Source organism: Georgenia sp. SUBG003 (assembly GCF_000715355.2).
Taxonomy (GTDB): domain Bacteria; phylum Actinomycetota; class Actinomycetes; order Actinomycetales; family Actinomycetaceae; genus Georgenia.
Genome location: NZ_CP180204.1, coordinates 1,896,592 through 1,912,825, shown reverse-complemented (window position 1 = coordinate 1,912,825; position 16,234 = coordinate 1,896,592). Strand labels below are relative to the sequence as shown.

Below are 16,234 nucleotides of genomic sequence, written 5' to 3'. Positions count from 1 at the left end.
ACCGCGACCGCGCCCGACGCGGCCACGAGCCCGTAGGCGCGCGGACGCTCCGCCCGGCCGAAGTTCGACGCCACGAGCGCCACGATGGCGGGCAGGATCAGCGCCGCCCCGACCCCCTCGAGCACGGACCAGCCGAGCATCAGCACCGGCAGGCTCTGGGAGAGCGAGGTGGTGAACGAGCCCACCCCGTAGACGACGCAGCCCAGCATGAACGCCCGACGACGGCCCATCGTCTGTCCCAGCTTGCCGCCGGTGATCATCAGGGCGGCCATCACCAGGGTGTAGAAGGTGATCGCGGTCTGGATGCCGGTCACGGAGGTCCCGACGTCCTGGGCGACCGTCGCGATCGCGACGTTCATGACCGAGGTGTCGAGCGTCATGAGGAACTGGGCGCTCGCGAGGGTGAGGAGCACGGCCCCAGGGGCGGACCGTACGGCGGGCGCCGAGACGTCAGCGACCATCGTCGTCCCCTTCCTGGCGCCGGACCGGCCCGCTAGGCCACCAGCGCGGGCGTCTGCGGGCGGAACGGGCGGATCTCGGCCACCCCGGGCCCCACCATCCCGCAGCTGGCCTCCGGCATCTCGTTCCAGGCGCCGGGGAGGTCGCGGAGCGGTTCTGAGACGACGAACCGGGTCTCGGCGCTCAGTCGGTGCAGCACCTCGACCTCCGGGTGGAGCTCGAGAAGGCGGGCGACCTTCGTCGAGAAGAAGAGCGTCCGTGAGTGTCCCTCACTCGAGTAGCGGAAGACCCAGACCGAGGTGCCGTCGCTCGTCGCCACGGTCATCTGGACCGGGAGGGCGACGCCCCGGCGGGCCGCCACCGACTCCACCAGCCCGACCGCCCGCTCGACCCCCACCGTGGGGTCGGCCTCGAGACCGAGGGTGAGGGCGAGGTAGAACAGCGCCTCGGAGTCCGTCGAGCCCTCGACTTCGGCGTAGAGGGTCGGGTCCACCGCCATCATCAGCTCCCGCTTGAGCTCGTGGAAGCCCCGGATCACCCCGTTGTGCATCCACAGCCAGCGTCCGTGGCGGAACGGGTGGCAGTTGCTGCGCTGGACCTCCGTCCCGGTCGAGGCCCGGATGTGCGCGAACAGCAGATGGGTGCGCAGGTGTCGTGCGATCTCGCGGAGGTTCGCGTCGTTCCAGGCCGGGTCCACGTTCTTGAACACGCCCGGCGTGGGATCCTCGGCGTCGTACCAGCCGATCCCGAACCCGTCGCCGTTCGTGGTCGTCGCGCCCATCCGGGAGTGCAGGCTCTGGTCGATGAGCGAGTGCTCCGGCCTGAAGAGCAGCTCCTCCACGAGGATCGGGTCTCCCGAGTACACCATCCATCTGCACATGCGCCCACCGAACCGCATCCGCCCGCCGCGTGGCATCCCCCGCCGGGCATGAGGAGGCCGGGCCCGCAGTGCGCGAGCCCGGCCCGGGAAGAACCTCAGTTGGACGTCCTTGGCGTCATGGGCGCCGTCGCCAGAGCCCAGATGACCAGGATGTCGAGGGCGATGATCGCGAGCGACCACAGCGGGTAGTACGGGATGAACATGAAGTTGGCGAACGCGCTGAACACCGCCAGCACGACGCCGACGACCCGGCCCCAGGTCTGCCCCGAGAGGACCGCGACGCCGGCGAGCAGGACGAGCGCGCCGAGGCCCATGTGTATCCATCCCCACGTGGTCGCGTCGATGGTGAGGGCGTAGCCAGGGACGACGACGAAGAACTCGTCCTCGATGACGGCGATGAACCCCACGAACGCGTGGAACGCGCCCATCATCAGCATGACGACGCCGGCGAACGTCACCAGGCCCATGGCCCAGCTGCTCTGCTCGGTCTGCGCCGGTGTGCCGGTGGGTGCGGTGCTCTGTGTCGCCACTTCCCTCGCCCGCCTTCCGTCGGTCGGTGATCCTTCGGCCTTCCACGGTGGCGTCCGGCCCGCTCGCGTCGCATCACCCGCCCCGGGTGAGTCCAGGGCCGGCACGCGCTCCCGGCCGCATCCCCGTCGGGTGACGCCGGCCCTGCGGCCGCCCGCTCACTCGGTCAGGACGATCCGTGCCGGGGCCGGGGCGCGCACGCTCGTCGTGCCGGCCCGGGTATGCGTCCTGCGGCCGTCGGAGCTGCGAGGAGGGGATCGTCGTGACGCGGGTGACGCTGGAGATCCATCTGACGGGCGACCCTGAGGCGGTCGCCCGCGCCTGCGGACCCGGTGTCGCGGTCTCGTCCGAGACCGTTCTCGTCACCGAGCCGCTCGACCAGGACGGCCTCCACGGCCTGCTCGATCGGCTCTCCGATCTCGGGATCGAGCTCCGGGAGTTCCGCCCGTCCACCGCTGCGGCCGAGGTCGCCGTCGCCAGGGACGGCCGGCGTGGCTGACGCGGCCGCGGTGCGCGTGCCCTACGAGGTCCGGGTCGGCACCGCGCTGGGTCCGATCCTCTGCGCCGCCGTGCCGCACGTGCGGTCGGCGACGACGGCCACCCGCGTGACGCTCGTCCTCGAGGCGGCCAGCCTGGAGGCGGTCGTCGACGTGCTGCGCAGCATTCTCGTTCCCGGCGTGGCGCTGGAGCTGCTCCGCGTGGTCGTCGACCCTGCGGGCCCGGCCACCGGGCGGCTCCCGGCGCGGCGCGTCGGCAGGTGAAGCCCGGGCCGCGGGCCGCCGTGCCGCTCAGCCGGGGATGAGCTGAAGCGAACGCGCCTTCCTGACTGCCTCGTGGCGCCTGGAGACGGCGAGCTTGCGCAGGACGTTGCGCACGTGGGTGCGCACGGTGTTCACGGAGATGAACATCGTCTGCGCGATCTCCTCCGTCGTCAGCAGCTCGCCGAGATGCACCAGCACCTCGAGCTCCTTAGCCGTGAGCGGCTCGACGACGAGAGTCCCGTCCGGCCGGAGGGGCACGAGCGCACGGGAGGCGGCCGGAGCCCGCTGGCCGGTCGGCCGGGACGCACCCGCCGGTGCGCGTGGCTCCGTCGTGCCGACCGCGGCGTCCTGGCCCTCGTGCGGCGTCTCGCGCACGAGCCAGCGGTTCCGCGCCGCGAGAGCACGGTCCCCCCGCATGAGCCGCCGAACCGCGGGCGCAGCCTCGTAGAACGGTCGTCGGAGCAGCTGCGGTGCGGCCAGTCGCAGTGCCTCCTCGAGGCGACGGCGGGCGCCCTCCCCGTCATTGGTGCGCACCAGCCTCGCTGCCGCGGCCAGCTCGTCGTCCACCCGCGCGGCCAGCGACGCTGTCTCCGCCCGCAACCGGCCGGTCGTGGACGCGGGGACGACGGCGTCGGTAGGTGCCCCGTCCGCCTCGACGGCCGCCTCCTCCGCCCGGAGGAGCCCCAGCATCCACCGTGGGAGCCGTGGGTCACGTCCCGCCGCGGCGAGGACCGCCTGGACACCTGGAAGATCTCCGGGGGCGCGACCGGCCCGGACGGTCGTGATGGCGAGCATGACGGCAGGCAGCGGACCGGTGTCCTCCCCCACCGCCCGGGCGCGTGCGGCGTGGACACGGGCGTCGGAGAAGTCGCCCATCTCGGTGCTCACCCACGCCAGGGCCACCTCTGCCGCGCCCACGCTGCGTGCCGCGGGTGTGCGCCCCGACAGCTCGATCGACTGCCTCGCGAGACGGGTGGCGCGCCTGAGCTCGCCGCGGCTGGCCGCCAGCAGCGCCAGCTGCCCGAGGCTCTCGCTCGCGAGCGATTCGGCTCCCGGGCCGGCGCGGCGCGCGCAGGCGGTGAGAGCCTCGACGGCGTCGTCCAGGCGGCCGGCTCGTAGCAGAGCAGCTCCGCGGCCCCGGTCGAGCAGGGCGCCGATCTCCGGGTGCGTCTGCTCGATCCCCAGCCGCCCCACGAGGCGCAGCCCGCCCTCGGCGGTGGCCAGGGCGGCGCGGACGTCGCCGGCGGCGGTCTCGTCCCGGAGCCTGAGCAGCAGGCGGGCCAGAATCGCCCGGTCCGAGGTGTCCTCGTCCGCCTCTGCGACCGGCTGCCGTGGGCGTCCGTACGGTGCGGGCTCCGCGAGCGCCGACCGTACGAGGGCGGCGTTCTCGCCCGGCGCGTCGGCGGGCAGGCCGGCCAGCGCCTGGTGGAGCGCCCCGCCAGACCCTTCGGCCAGCAGCCGACCGACGGCGAGGTCGTCGATGACGTAGCGGCAGGCGTCCTCCCACAATGACGCCGTGGCCGCCTGGCGGACCGCCGCCGCGACCGCACCGTGGTCGGCGAGCCACCGTGCGGCGCGCAGGTGCAGCCGGGCCCCGTCCGCGGGTCGCTCGTACGCCAGCTGGGCCCGCAGCAGCTCCCGGAACAGCGGGTGGTACCTGTAGCAGCCGGGTCCCGCCTCCTCGAGGAAGACGTCAGCCCGGGCAAGTGCGGCCAGGTCCCGGGACGCCGCCGGACCCGCGAGCGCCTCCGCGAGGCCGGGGACGATGACGTCCACCACCGACGTGCGCAGCAGAAGGTTCCGGACGCTGCCGGGCTGGCGTTCGAGGACCTCGGCGAGGAGGTATTCGGAGACGCTCCCGTGGTCACCGCTGACCGTCAGCGCGGCCGCCTCGCTGTCCTCCGTGGCGCTCAGCAGCAACGCCGTGAACCGCAGTCCGGCCGCCCACCCGTGAGTCCGTTCCATCACGCGCGCCAGGGCAGCGCCGGAGAGCTCGAGCCCACTGCGCCGGAGCAGGGCGTCGGCCTCCTGGTCGGTGAACCTGAGGTCGGCGCTGCGGATCTCGAAGATCGAGCCGTCGAGGCGGTACCGGTGGAGCGGCAGCAGAGGGTCCACACGGGTGAGGAGCACGAGCCTGAGCTGCCGCCCGAGCTCCGGAGCAGGGACTCCAGACCGCCGGCGACGTCGAGCGGCAACGAGGTCTGGCAGTCGAGGACGAGGACGACGGGCACGTCGAGCGCGCACAGCGCTCCGCCGAGCGCGACCAGGAAGGCGCGGCCGCCGTCGTAGGGGGTCGCGAGCGGGCCCACGCCGTGCCGGGTGAGGGCGTCGACGACGAGCGGCCAGAAGCTGCCGTCACGGAGGTCGTACTCGTCGAGCGAGACCCAGGCGGGCGGGCCGTCGGGACGGGAGCGGGCCCAGGAGGAGACCAGCACAGTCTTCCCCGACCCGGCCGGCGCGCACACGAGCGTGAGCGGCACGGTGGTCCCGGCGTCGACCATGCGGGACAGGCGTGCGCGACTCACGAGTCCACGCAAGGGGGCAGGGACCGACAGCCGTGCGTCCGCCCGCCTGAGGGGTGGCCGCACGCGCTGCGCCTCCGCCACGGAACCTCCTCGATCCCTCGTGGTGCGGTTCTGGCCGGCGCGACCGGACGCGCCACGCTGCACATCCGACGGGCTCTCCGTCCTGCTCACGGTACGTCCGGCCGAACCGCACCGGAACACGCCTCACGTCCCGGCGGTGCAGATTCACCCGCCCATCACCCGGTCGGACCTCGACCGCCCCCCGCGACGGGCCGGCCTGCGTGGAGAACGCTCCTGCCTCGGCAGGCGGTCATCCGCCCCGGACGACGCCCCGGGGACCGTGCGACGCGAGGATGGCGCGGCACCCGCAGCACCGGCTCGGGCGCCGGCAGGGACGGCAGGCGTCGACAGCCGGACGACACGGAACCCCGTGCCGGAGGCCGCAGCGGTCGGAGGAGGCACATGTCCAGCTCCGGGACCGACTACGAGATCCGGATCCTCGGACCGTTGCCCGAGGAGGCCCTCGAGCTGCTCGGGGAGCTCAGCGTGGCCCCCTCCGAGGCGGCCACGGTGCTGACCATGAGGATCGCGGACCAGCCCGCGCTGCTCGGCGTGCTGGCCCGGCTGCGCTCCCTCCACCTCGATGTCGTGGAGGTACGGCAGCTGCACCTGAGGCGGCCCGCCGTCGAGCGCCCGACCTCATCCATCCAGGACGACGCAGCGGAGCAGGACGGGTCCGCATCCTGAAGGAGACCAGGACAGGCAGGCGTCGAACGGCTGGAGGCAGCGCCATGGCGGAGAACACGGGGTTCGAGACCGAGGGGCTGGAGCAGAGCGGCCCGATCGACTACATCGTGCTGGAGTTCCCGGGCAACCGCATGCGCGGCGAGGCCTTCCCGCTCCTCATCGACCTCGTCGAGCGCGGCATCATCCGCATCCTCGACCTCGTCTTCGTGCGCAAGGAGACCGACGGTTCGGTCTCCGGCCTGACGCTGCGCGACCTCGACGACGACGGCGTGCTGGACCTGACCTTCTTCGAGGGTGCCTCCTCGGGCCTGATCGGGCAGGACGACGTGGACGAGGTCGGCGAGATCCTGGAACCGGGAAGCTCCGCGGGGATCCTCGTGTACGAGAACGTCTGGGCAGCCCCGTTCGCCACCGCGGTACGGCGCGCCGGCGGCCAGCTCGTCGCCAGCGGCCGGATCCCCGTCCAGGCCGTGCTGGCTGCGCTCGACCAGCTCGAGAGTGCGGCCTGAGGACGAACCGGCGAGAGACGGACGAGAGAGAGGGCACGAGAGATGGGACTCATCCGAGGTGTCGCCCGGACGGCCGTCGTGGCCGGGACCGCGACCGCGGTGTCGAACAGGGTGTCCCGCCGGCAGGCGGGACGCTGGGCGGCGCAGGAGCAGCAGTACGCACCGCAGGAGCAGTACCCGCCGCAGCAGTACGCCGCGCCACAGCAGCAGTACGCCCCCGCCCAGCAGTACGCGCCCGAGTACGCCGACCCGGTTGCCCAGCAGCCGGGCGGCATGGACGCCAAGCTCGCCCAGCTCAAGGAGCTCGGCACCCTGCGCGAGCAGGGGGGTGCTGACCGACGCGGAGTTCGAGGCCCAGAAGGCGAGGATCCTCGGCGGGTGAGGCTCCGCCGTCGGCGGCGGGAACCCGCGAAAGGAGCCGTGCGATGACGACCTACGGTCTCAGCATGGAAGAGCGCAGCGAGCTCGAGCGCCTGCGCGCGCAGGTGGCCGCGCTCGAGGCGGAACGCGCGACGCTCGAGGGCGAACGGGCGAGAGCACCCCGCCGGCGCCGCGGGGCGCGCTGGCGCACCGCGGGGGCGACGATCGTCATCGTGCTCGGGTGCCTCCTCGCCCCGCTGTCGGTCGTGGCCGTGTGGCTCGACTCGCAGGTGACGGACACCGACGCCTACGTCGAGACCGTCTCACCCCTCATCGAGGACCCGCGGCTGCAGGCGGCGATGTCGCAGCGCATCACGGCCGAGGTCTTCGACGCCCTGGACGTCGAGGACGTCGCGTCCGACGCCCTCACCGCGATCGTGGGCCAGACCAACCTTCCGCCGCGGGTGGAGGAACGCGCGGTGGGGCTGGCGGTCCCGATCAGCAACGGGGTCGAGAACTTCCTGACCGACCAGGTGAACACGGTCGTGGCCTCCCCGCAGTTCGCAGCGACCTGGGCCGACGCGAACCGTCTCGTGCACCAGGCGCTGGTGACCGCCCTGACTGGCCGGGACAGCGGGACGGTGCAGGTCCAGGGCGGCACGGTCAGCATCAACATCGCGCCGTTCGTCGACCTCGTCAAGCAGCGCCTCGTCGACCGCGGCGTCGGTGTCGCGGCACAGATCCCCGAAGTCAACGCGTCCTTCGTCATCTTCGAGTCGGCGCAGCTCGGCCGGGCCCAGGGAGCCTTCTCGGCGCTGGACACCCTCGGCACCGTCATGCCGTTCGTCGTGCTCGTGGTGATCGCGGCCGGCGTCCTGATCGCCGTGAACCGCCGGCGGGCGCTGGTGGCGGCAGGGATCGGCGTCGCGGTGTCGATGCTGGTGCTGGCGCTGGCCATCATGATCGCCCGCTCGGCGTATCTCGGCGGCATCCCGCCGGACGTCCTGCCGCGCGGTGCCGCGGCGAGCGTCTTCGACACCCTCGTGCGCTTCCTGCGCGCCGGCCTGCGGTCCGCCTTCGTGCTCGGCGTCGTCGTCGCCCTCGTCGCCTACCTGACCGGCCCCTCCCCGGCCGCCGTCGGCATCCGGCGGGGCATCGACTCCGGGATCGGCCGGCTGCGTGCGCTGGGCCGCTCCCCCGGCGGCCTTGCCGGCGAACGGGTGGGCACAGCACTCGCCACGTATCGGCACGTCATCCGGGTGGCCGTGGTCCTGCTCGCCGGCCTCGTCGTCCTCCTCCTGGACCGGCCGTCGGCGGGCACCGTCATCGCGGTGTCCTTCGTGGCGGCGCTCCTGCTCGTGGTGGTGGAGGCGCTCAGCGCACCCGCCGCCGCGGCGGCGGAGCCGGTCCCGGCACATCTAAGCGGGAAGCCTGCTTCAAGATGAGGTTGTTTCCACCACCCTCGTGGTGGGAAGGCCCCCAGCAGACCACTGGGTTGATAGGCCGGACGTGGAAGCGCGGCAACGCGTGGAGCTGACCGGTACTAATTGGCCGACAACTTGCCACAACACCAACACGTGTTGGAAGAAACGAAGAGTGCTACGCGTCCACTGTGCGGTTCCCGAGATACGCACCCCCGACCCGGCCGGTCGGGCACCGATATCTCCATAGAGTTACGGCGGTCACAGCGAGGGGGAAACGCCCGGTCCCATTCCGAACCCGGAAGCTAAGCCCCTCAGCGCCGATGGTACTGCACGGGAGACTGTGTGGGAGAGTAGGACACCGCCGAACACCCATCCCAGAAATGGCCCTCACCACCCGGTGAGGGCCATTTCTGCATCCCAGGGCGCCATCATCCCAAGGGCTATCGGGATTACCTCAACGCCACGGAACCGGTACGGGGACAGGCGGCGCTCGAGTGGCGCAGTGGCTCGGCACCTCGAGGGGCCACACATCGGCATTCCGGTGATGACCGGAACCACTGCCTGCTGCAGCTGGCTCGGCGGTCCCCGGACGCGGGCGCGCGGTTGGTCAGACCCGCTCTCCGGACAGTGTTCCCGCGTCGTCAGCAGCCGGCCCTGAGCGGTGTTGCTTCGCGCGCGCAGGATCTTTGGTCACGGCTGTTCGCGGTACCGCCACCTCCTCCCGACGGAGGCGTGCAGCAGCATCGCCAGCCCGCTGAGCAGGGACACGGCAGCTGAGAGGAGAAGGAGCGGCGCCAGTCCCAGACCGGGGATCACCGCACCGGCGAGCGCTGGAGCAGCGATAGCGGTGAGGGCACCTACGAACAGACAGCCGGTGAACGCTGCGCCTGCGCTGTCAGGCATTAGTTCAGCGGTCCAGACCGCGAGCACCGCCGACCCGGTCATGTAACCGACGCCGAAGATGCACGCCGAGAGTGCCGTCGCGGCCAGGGACTCGCTGGCCAGCGTGAGGAGTGCCAGCGCCGCAGCCACCGCCACGAGGCACGATGCCGCAACCCTGGCGCTTCCCAGGCGCTGGGCGACCGCCCCGGTTGCCAAGGCCACCACGCCGACGAGGCCGACGGCCGTGTAGAACGCCGGGAGTGCGGACGCCGGGAGATCGCCGCGGTCGAGGACGTCCGCAGCGTAGGTGAAGTAGATGACGATGACCGCGAAGTAGACGACGGAGTAGGCGGCCGGGAGCCGCAGAGCTCTTGCCAATGGGAGAGCGCCGCGCCCCCCGTCCGTGCGTGGGGTGGGCTCGGTACGCGGCACCAGGCGAAGGTTGACGGCAGCGGCGGCCACGGCGGAAAGTGCGATACCTCCCCAGACCAGGCGCCAAGATCCAAGCTCGGCGAGGAAGGCGAGGCCGCCGAGTGCGACCAGGCCTCCGCTGGTGCCGGTCGTGATGATCGCCAGCGTTCTCGGTCGGTGCTGTAGGGGCACCGACCGCGTCACGATGTCGGAGTACGGCGCCCAGACCCAGCCGCCCGCGCTGCCGGCCAGGACCGCACCGACGCCGAGCACGCCGGGGGACTGCGCGGCCGTCACGATCACCGCCCCGAGAGCGCCGCACGCCCCGCCCACAGTGGTCGGAGCCCTCGAGCCGCGGCGGGCGCCGAGCGGCCCTGCGAGCAGCAGGCCGGTCAGATAGCCGGCGAACGTGGCGCTGGCCATGAGACCGAGGACCAGTTCGGTGAGTTGGAGATCCTGCCGGATACCCGGCAGAGTCAGACCGTAGGCGTACCTGGCCATACCGAAAGCGACCCCGACCACGCCCGCCCCGGCCAGGCCGACCCGGCCGCCCGCGGAGAGCGTCATGGGGAATGTTCCTCTCCTGCGGCGTGCACTGAACCCCTTGCTGCTGCGGCGAGAACGGCGTCGCCGTGCGCTCAGCGTGACCGCGCACCGGAACTTGAGCCGTCGCAAGCCGGCGAACCGCCCTGCAGCGGCCCAACCTAGACCTTCTTTCGATCCTGCCTGCTCCGACCGACTCGTGCATCGGCAAGCGTTCCACGAGCGCCTCGACCACCGGCACACCTCGGACTCCGCGCCGCGCCATGCACATCACCAGGGACCGGTTCGTGGTCGGCGAGGATCGACCCCGACGGCATCCCCCGTCCACGGCTCGCAAGATCCGTGGGCCCACGGTGTCCCCGGAGCCGGCTCAGGCATGTGATGGGGGGTCATGGGTGGGGGGGTTGATCGTGGGTTCGGGGGGCTGTGTAGTATTGGTGGGCCCTGCCAGGGAGGCACGGACACCGTGAGGGTGGCCGGTCCCGGGGGGGAGTCCTGGTTCTGAGTGTGGTTTCGTGCTGCGCGGGGGGCCGGGTGCCTGTGTCGAATTCTTTGTCCTGGTGAATGTGTCCTGGATTACTCCGGGGGGGATTTGCGGGGGGCGGGTTCGGACGGGGTTAGGTTTGAGAGGTTGCCCCGGAGGGGGTCCGAGAGCGGGAATTGTTTCGGGTTCTGTCTCCGGTGTGTGTCTGTTCTTTGAGAACTCAACAGTGTGCCAAGTTTTTTGATGCCATTTGAATTCTGGGTGTCGTGGCGGCCGGCCTCGTGGTTGGTGTGTCGTGGTGCCTGGGGTTTGTTTTGTTTTGGTTGTCGTGCCTGGTCCTGCCTGTCGGGGCTGGGTGCGTTGGCCTGGATTGGCCCTGGTCCTGCCGGTTGGTGGGGGTGGGGTTCTCCGTATGGATTGTCGGCCGTGCCCTTTGGGGTGTTGGTTCGGCGTGTGTTTTTTAACGGAGAGTTTGATCCTGGCTCAGGACGAACGCTGGCGGCGTGCTTAACACATGCAAGTCGAACGATGAGGGCCCGGGCTTGCCCGGGTCTGATTAGTGGCGAACGGGTGAGTAACACGTGAGTAACCTGCCCCCGACTTCGGGATAACCGCGAGAAATCGTGGCTAATACCGGATATGACGCCCCTGCCGCATGGTGGGGTGTGGAAAGACTGTGTCGGTCGGGGATGGGCTCGCGGCCTATCAGCTTGTTGGTGGGGTGATGGCCTACCAAGGCGACGACGGGTAGCCGGCCTGAGAGGGTGACCGGCCACACTGGGACTGAGACACGGCCCAGACTCCTACGGGAGGCAGCAGTGGGGAATATTGCACAATGGGCGCAAGCCTGATGCAGCGACGCCGCGTGAGGGATGACGGCCTTCGGGTTGTAAACCTCTTTCAGTAGGGAAGAAGCCTCTCGGGGTGACGGTACCTGCAGAAGAAGCGCCGGCTAACTACGTGCCAGCAGCCGCGGTAATACGTAGGGCGCAAGCGTTGTCCGGAATTATTGGGCGTAAAGAGCTCGTAGGCGGTCTGTCGCGTCTGCTGTGAAAAACGCGGGGCTCAACCCCGCGCCTGCAGTGGGTACGGGCAGACTAGAGTGCGGTAGGGGGAGACTGGAATTCCTGGTGTAGCGGTGGAATGCGCAGATATCAGGAGGAACACCGGTGGCGAAGGCGGGTCTCTGGGCCGTTACTGACGCTGAGGAGCGAAAGCATGGGGGAGCGAACAGGATTAGATACCCTGGTAGTCCATGCCGTAAACGTTGGGCACTAGGTGTGGGACCCATTCCACGGGTTCCGTGCCGCAGCTAACGCATTAAGTGCCCCGCCTGGGGAGTACGGCCGCAAGGCTAAAACTCAAAGGAATTGACGGGGGCCCGCACAAGCGGCGGAGCATGCGGATTAATTCGATGCAACGCGAAGAACCTTACCAAGGCTTGACATACACCGGAAACGTCCAGAGATGGGCGCCCCGCAAGGTCGGTGTACAGGTGGTGCATGGTTGTCGTCAGCTCGTGTCGTGAGATGTTGGGTTAGTCCCGCAACGAGCGCAACCCTTGTCCTGTGTTGCCAGCGGGTTATGCCGGGGACTCATGGGAGACTGCCGGGGTCAACTCGGAGGAAGGTGGGGATGACGTCAAATCATCATGCCCCTTATGTCTTGGGCTTCACGCATGCTACAATGGCCGGTACAAAGGGCGGCGATGCCGTAAGGTGGAGCGAATCCCAAAAAGCCGGTCTCAGTTCGGATTGGGGTCTGCAACTCGACCCCATGAAGTCGGAGTCGCTAGTAATCGCAGATCAGCAACGCTGCGGTGAATACGTTCTCGGGCCTTGTACACACCGCCCGTCACGTCACGAAAGTCGGTAACACCCGAAGCCGGTGGCCCAACCCTTGTGGGGGGAGCCGTCGAAGGTGGGACTGGCGATTGGGACGAAGTCGTAACAAGGTAGCCGTACCGGAAGGTGCGGCTGGATCACCTCCTTTCTAAGGAGCTCACTGGCGCCCCTGGGCCGTGTTTCGCGGTCTCGGGGGTGTGGTGGCCGCGCCCGGGCCGAGGGTGTCCGGGGTGGTTCGCTCACGGGTGGAACGTCAAGAGCTTGTGCATGCTGTTGGGTCCTGAGGGAACAGGCCCCGCGGCCCCGTGACCGTCGTGCCCCTTTCGGGGGTGGGGGGCGGGTGGGGTGGTGGGTGGCCGGTTTGCTCTGGTGGCCGCTTCCTGGTCCGTTCCGCCGTTCCCGGTGGGTGCGGGCGGGGAGTCGGTGCGTAGCTTGAGAACTGTACAGTGGACGCGAGCATCTTTGATCTTTTGTGGTCAAGTTTTTAAGAGCATTCGGTGGATGCCTTGGCACCAGGAGCCGAAGAAGGACGTTGTAGCCTGCGATAAGCCTCGGGGAGCTGGCAAACGAGCTGTGATCCGAGGGTGTCCGAATGGGGAAACCCGGCCAGAGTCATGTCTGGTTACCCGCGCCTGAATATATAGGGCGTGTGGGGGGAACGCGGGGAAGTGAAACATCTCAGTACCCGCAGGAAGAGATATTCCGTGAGTAGTGGCGAGCGAAAGCGGACGAGGCTAAACCGGGGGTGTGTGACAGCCGGCGGGCGTTGCACCCTCGGGGTCGTGGGACCTGCTGACCAGCTCTGCCGGGCTGGTGGGGAGTGAGAAAGTCGCGGTGTAGTCGAACGGTCTGGGAAGGCCGGGCACAGTGGGTGAGACCCCCGTAGACGAAACGTCGTGGCCTCCTTGCAGGGATCCCGAGTAGCACGGGGCCCGTGAAATCCCGTGTGAATCTGCCAAGACCACTTGGTAAGCCTAAATACTACCTGGTGACCGATAGCGGACAAGTACCGTGAGGGAAAGGTGAAAAGTACCCCGGGAGGGGAGTGAAATAGTACCTGAAACCGGATGCTTACAATCCGTCGGAGCCTCCATGGCTGGGGTGACGGCGTGCCTTTTGAAGAATGAGCCTGCGAGTTAGTGGCATGTGGCGAGGTTAACCCGGGTGGGGAAGCCGTAGCGAAAGCGAGTCCGAACAGGGCGCACCAGTCGCGTGCTCTAGACCCGAAGCGGAGTGATCTACCCATGGGCAGGTTGAAGCACGTGTAAGAGCGTGTGGAGGACCGAACCCACTTAGGTTGAAAACTGAGGGGATGACCTGTGGGTAGGGGTGAAAGGCCAATCAAACTCCGTGATAGCTGGTTCTCCCCGAAATGCATTTAGGTGCAGCGTCATGTGTTTCTTGCCGGAGGTAGAGCTACTGGATGGCCGATGGGCCCTACAAGGTTACTGACGTCAACCAAACTCCGAATGCCGGTAAGTGAGAGCATGGCAGTGAGACTGCGGGCGATAAGGTTCGTGGTCGAGAGGGAAACAGCCCAGACCACCGGCTAAGGCCCCCAAGCGTGTGCTAAGTGGGAAAGGATGTGGAGTTGCACAGACAACCAGGAGGTTGGCTTAGAAGCAGCCACCCTTGAAAGAGTGCGTAATAGCTCACTGGTCAAGTGATTCTGCGCCGACAATTCAGCGGGGCTCAAGCACACCGCCGAAGCCGTGGCATCCGCGCACACCCCAGCATCCCCTCGAGGGGTGTTCAGGGGCGCGGGTGGGTAGGGGAGCGTCGTGTGGGAGGTGAAGCTGCGGGGTGACCCAGTGGTGGATCCCACACGAGTGAGAATGCAGGCATGAGTAGCGAATGACGGGTGAGAAACCCGTCCGCCGAATGACCAAGGGTTCCAGGGCCAGGTTAATCCGCCCTGGGTAAGTCGGGACCTAAGGCGAGGCCGACAGGCGTAGTCGATGGACAACGGGTTGATATTCCCGTACCGGCGAAGGACCGACCATGCCGACCCCGGTGATGCTAACCACCCAACGTCTCGTGGGTTCCTTCGGGAACCGGCGGGACCGCGCGTGGGACCCGATCCGGCAGTAAGCAAGCGTGTTAACAGGGGTGACGCAGACAGGTAGCCACCGCGTGCTTAATGGCAATGCACGTCTAAGGATGCAGGGCGGGGTGCAGGCAAATCCGCACCCCACGAAGCCTCAGGTCCGACAGTGACCCCGTATGGGGGAAGCAGGGTGATCCTATGCTGCCGAGAAAAGCCTCGACGCGAGGGACTAGCCGCCCGTACCCTAAACCGACTCAGGTGGTCAGGTAGAGAATACCAAGGCGATCGAGAGAATCGTGGTTAAGGAACTCGGCAAAATGCCCCCGTAACTTCGGGAGAAGGGGGGCCTGAGGGGTGAGGCCACTAGCTGGCTAGCCCTTTCGGGCCGCAGAGACCAGGGAGAAGCGACTGTTTACTAAAAACACAGGTCCGTGCGAAGTCGCAAGACGATGTATACGGACTGACGCCTGCCCGGTGCTGGAAGGTTAAGAGGACGGGTCAGCCGCGAGGCGAAGCTCAGAATTTAAGCCCCAGTAAACGGCGGTGGTAACTATAACCATCCTAAGGTAGCGAAATTCCTTGTCGGGTAAGTTCCGACCTGCACGAATGGCGTAACGACTTCTCCGCTGTCTCGACCGCGAACTCGGCGAAATTGCACTACGAGTAAAGATGCTCGTTTCGCGCAGCAGGACGGAAAGACCCCGGGACCTTTACTATAGCTTGGTATTGGTGTTCGGTACGGCTTGTGTAGGATAGGTGGGAGACCGTGAAGCCGCCACGCCAGTGGTGGTGGAGTCGCCGTTGAAATACCACTCTGGTCGTACTGCACATCTAACCTCGGTCCGTGATCCGGACCAGGGACAGTGCCTGGTGGGTAGTTTAACTGGGGCGGTTGCCTCCCAAAATGTAACGGAGGCGCTCAAAGGTTCCCTCAGCCTGGTTGGCAATCAGGTGTCGAGTGCAAGTGCACAAGGGAGCTTGACTGTGAGACTGACAGGTCGAGCAGGGACGAAAGTCGGAACTAGTGATCCGGCGGTGGCTTGTGGAAGCGCCGTCGCTCAACGGATAAAAGGTACCCCGGGGATAACAGGCTGATCTTGCCCAAGAGTCCATATCGACGGCATGGTTTGGCACCTCGATGTCGGCTCGTCGCATCCTGGGGCTGGAGTAGGTCCCAAGGGTTGGGCTGTTCGCCCATTAAAGCGGTACGCGAGCTGGGTTTAGAACGTCGTGAGACAGTTCGGTCCCTATCCGCTGCGCGCGCAGGAAACTTGAGAAGGGCTGTCCCTAGTACGAGAGGACCGGGACGGACGAACCTCTGGTGTGCCAGTTGTTCCGCCAGGAGCATGGCTGGTTGGCTACGTTCGGAAGGGATAACCGCTGAAAGCATCTAAGCGGGAAGCCTGCTTCAAGATGAGGTTTCCACCACCCTCGTGGTGGGAAGGCCCCCAGCAGACCACTGGGTTGATAGGCCGGACGTGGAAGCGCGGCAACGCGTGGAGCTGACCGGTACTAATTGGCCGACAACTTGCCACAACACCAACACGTGTTGGAAGAAACGAAGAGTGCTACGCGTCCACTGTGCGGTTCCCGAGATACGCACCCCCGACCCGGCCGGTCGGGCACCGATATCTCCATAGAGTTACGGCGGTCACAGCGAGGGGGAAACGCCCGGTCCCATTCCGAACCCGGAAGCTAAGCCCCTCAGCGCCGATGGTACTGCACGGGAGACTGTGTGGGAGAGTAGGACACCGCCGAACACCCATCCCAGAAATGGCCCTCACCACCCGGTGAGGGCCATTTCTGCATCCCTGGCGCATACCCCCGGCC

At 67.9% G+C, this 16,234-nt stretch carries 11 protein-coding genes, 4 rRNA genes and 1 pseudogene; 10 read left to right on the top strand and 6 right to left on the bottom strand.

All coding sequences use genetic code 11. The features are described 5' to 3' along the window. Window positions 1-41 precede the first annotated feature (41 nt). The 3 genes and pseudogenes from DA06_RS09410 to DA06_RS09400 form a co-directional block, all read right to left on the bottom strand. Window positions 42-359: pseudogene (locus DA06_RS09410) on the bottom strand (MFS transporter); the annotation flags it as partial. Window positions 360-493: 134 nt separating this feature from the next. Continuing rightward, window positions 494-1,339, bottom strand: coding sequence for a class II glutamine amidotransferase (locus DA06_RS09405; protein ID WP_418607512.1), 846 nt, complete (start codon window positions 1,337-1,339; stop codon window positions 494-496). Window positions 1,340-1,434: 95 nt separating this feature from the next. Then, on the bottom strand, window positions 1,435-1,869 hold the full coding sequence (locus DA06_RS09400; protein ID WP_418607510.1) for a DUF7144 family membrane protein: 435 nt from the start codon (window positions 1,867-1,869) through the stop codon (window positions 1,435-1,437). Window positions 1,870-2,129: 260 nt separating this feature from the next. Here DA06_RS09400 and DA06_RS09395 point away from each other — a divergent pair, with 260 nt between their 5' ends. Together DA06_RS09395 and DA06_RS09390 are read left to right on the top strand one after the other, a co-directional pair. After that, the gene (locus tag DA06_RS09395; protein WP_043499365.1) at window positions 2,130-2,366 is read left to right on the top strand and encodes a hypothetical protein; all 237 of its coding nucleotides are present in this window, start codon (window positions 2,130-2,132) and stop codon (window positions 2,364-2,366) included. Further along, complete coding sequence (locus DA06_RS09390) at window positions 2,359-2,628, top strand: hypothetical protein (RefSeq protein ID WP_043499363.1); 270 nt, start codon at window positions 2,359-2,361, stop codon at window positions 2,626-2,628. The genes DA06_RS09395 and DA06_RS09390 overlap by 8 nt, the downstream gene beginning before the upstream one ends. 27 nt (window positions 2,629-2,655) lie before the next feature. Here DA06_RS09390 and DA06_RS09385 read toward each other — a convergent pair whose 3' ends face one another. After that, complete coding sequence (locus tag DA06_RS09385; RefSeq protein WP_418607950.1) at window positions 2,656-3,045, bottom strand: response regulator transcription factor; 390 nt, start codon at window positions 3,043-3,045, stop codon at window positions 2,656-2,658. 1,547 nt (window positions 3,046-4,592) lie between these two features. Further along, a complete protein-coding gene (locus DA06_RS09380) occupies window positions 4,593-5,153 on the bottom strand; it encodes a hypothetical protein (protein WP_418607508.1) in 561 nt (186 codons plus the stop codon). 462 nt (window positions 5,154-5,615) lie between these two features. Between DA06_RS09380 and DA06_RS09375 the strand changes: the two genes are divergently transcribed. From DA06_RS09375 to rrf (DA06_RS09355), 5 genes are all read left to right on the top strand, one after another. Further along, window positions 5,616-5,900: a hypothetical protein gene (locus DA06_RS09375; RefSeq protein ID WP_043499361.1), complete on the top strand. Its 285-nt coding sequence runs from the start codon at window positions 5,616-5,618 to the stop codon at window positions 5,898-5,900. A 44-nt stretch (window positions 5,901-5,944) separates the two neighbouring features. Further along, complete coding sequence (locus DA06_RS09370) at window positions 5,945-6,409, top strand: DUF6325 family protein (RefSeq protein WP_052436568.1); 465 nt, start codon at window positions 5,945-5,947, stop codon at window positions 6,407-6,409. Window positions 6,410-6,451: 42 nt separating this feature from the next. Further along, window positions 6,452-6,838: an SHOCT domain-containing protein gene (locus tag DA06_RS09365; protein ID WP_418607506.1), complete on the top strand. Its 387-nt coding sequence runs from the start codon at window positions 6,452-6,454 to the stop codon at window positions 6,836-6,838. Next, window positions 6,835-8,214 carry a hypothetical protein gene (locus DA06_RS09360; RefSeq protein WP_418607504.1) on the top strand — a complete coding sequence of 460 codons (1,380 nt, stop codon included), beginning with the start codon at window positions 6,835-6,837 and terminating at the stop codon, window positions 8,212-8,214. The genes DA06_RS09365 and DA06_RS09360 overlap by 4 nt, the downstream gene beginning before the upstream one ends. Window positions 8,215-8,443: 229 nt before the next feature. Further along, a 5S ribosomal RNA gene (rrf, locus tag DA06_RS09355) occupies window positions 8,444-8,560 on the top strand. A 323-nt stretch (window positions 8,561-8,883) separates the two neighbouring features. Here rrf (DA06_RS09355) and DA06_RS09350 read toward each other — a convergent pair. Next, window positions 8,884-10,053, bottom strand: coding sequence for an MFS transporter (locus DA06_RS09350; RefSeq protein ID WP_043499356.1), 1,170 nt, complete (start codon window positions 10,051-10,053; stop codon window positions 8,884-8,886). Window positions 10,054-10,973: 920 nt separating this feature from the next. On the opposite strand from DA06_RS09350, the gene DA06_RS09345 reads away from it, so the two are divergent. The 3 genes from DA06_RS09345 (at window position 10,974) to rrf (DA06_RS09335) (ending at window position 16,164) form a co-directional block, all read left to right on the top strand. Continuing rightward, window positions 10,974-12,505: ribosomal RNA gene (locus tag DA06_RS09345) — 16S ribosomal RNA — on the top strand. A gap of 326 nt (window positions 12,506-12,831) precedes the next feature. Further along, window positions 12,832-15,940 (top strand): 23S ribosomal RNA (locus DA06_RS09340). A gap of 107 nt (window positions 15,941-16,047) precedes the next feature. Beyond that, window positions 16,048-16,164: ribosomal RNA gene (rrf, locus tag DA06_RS09335) — 5S ribosomal RNA — on the top strand. Together the 16S, 23S and 5S rRNA genes form the textbook arrangement of a ribosomal RNA operon. Window positions 16,165-16,234: the final 70 nt, after the last annotated feature.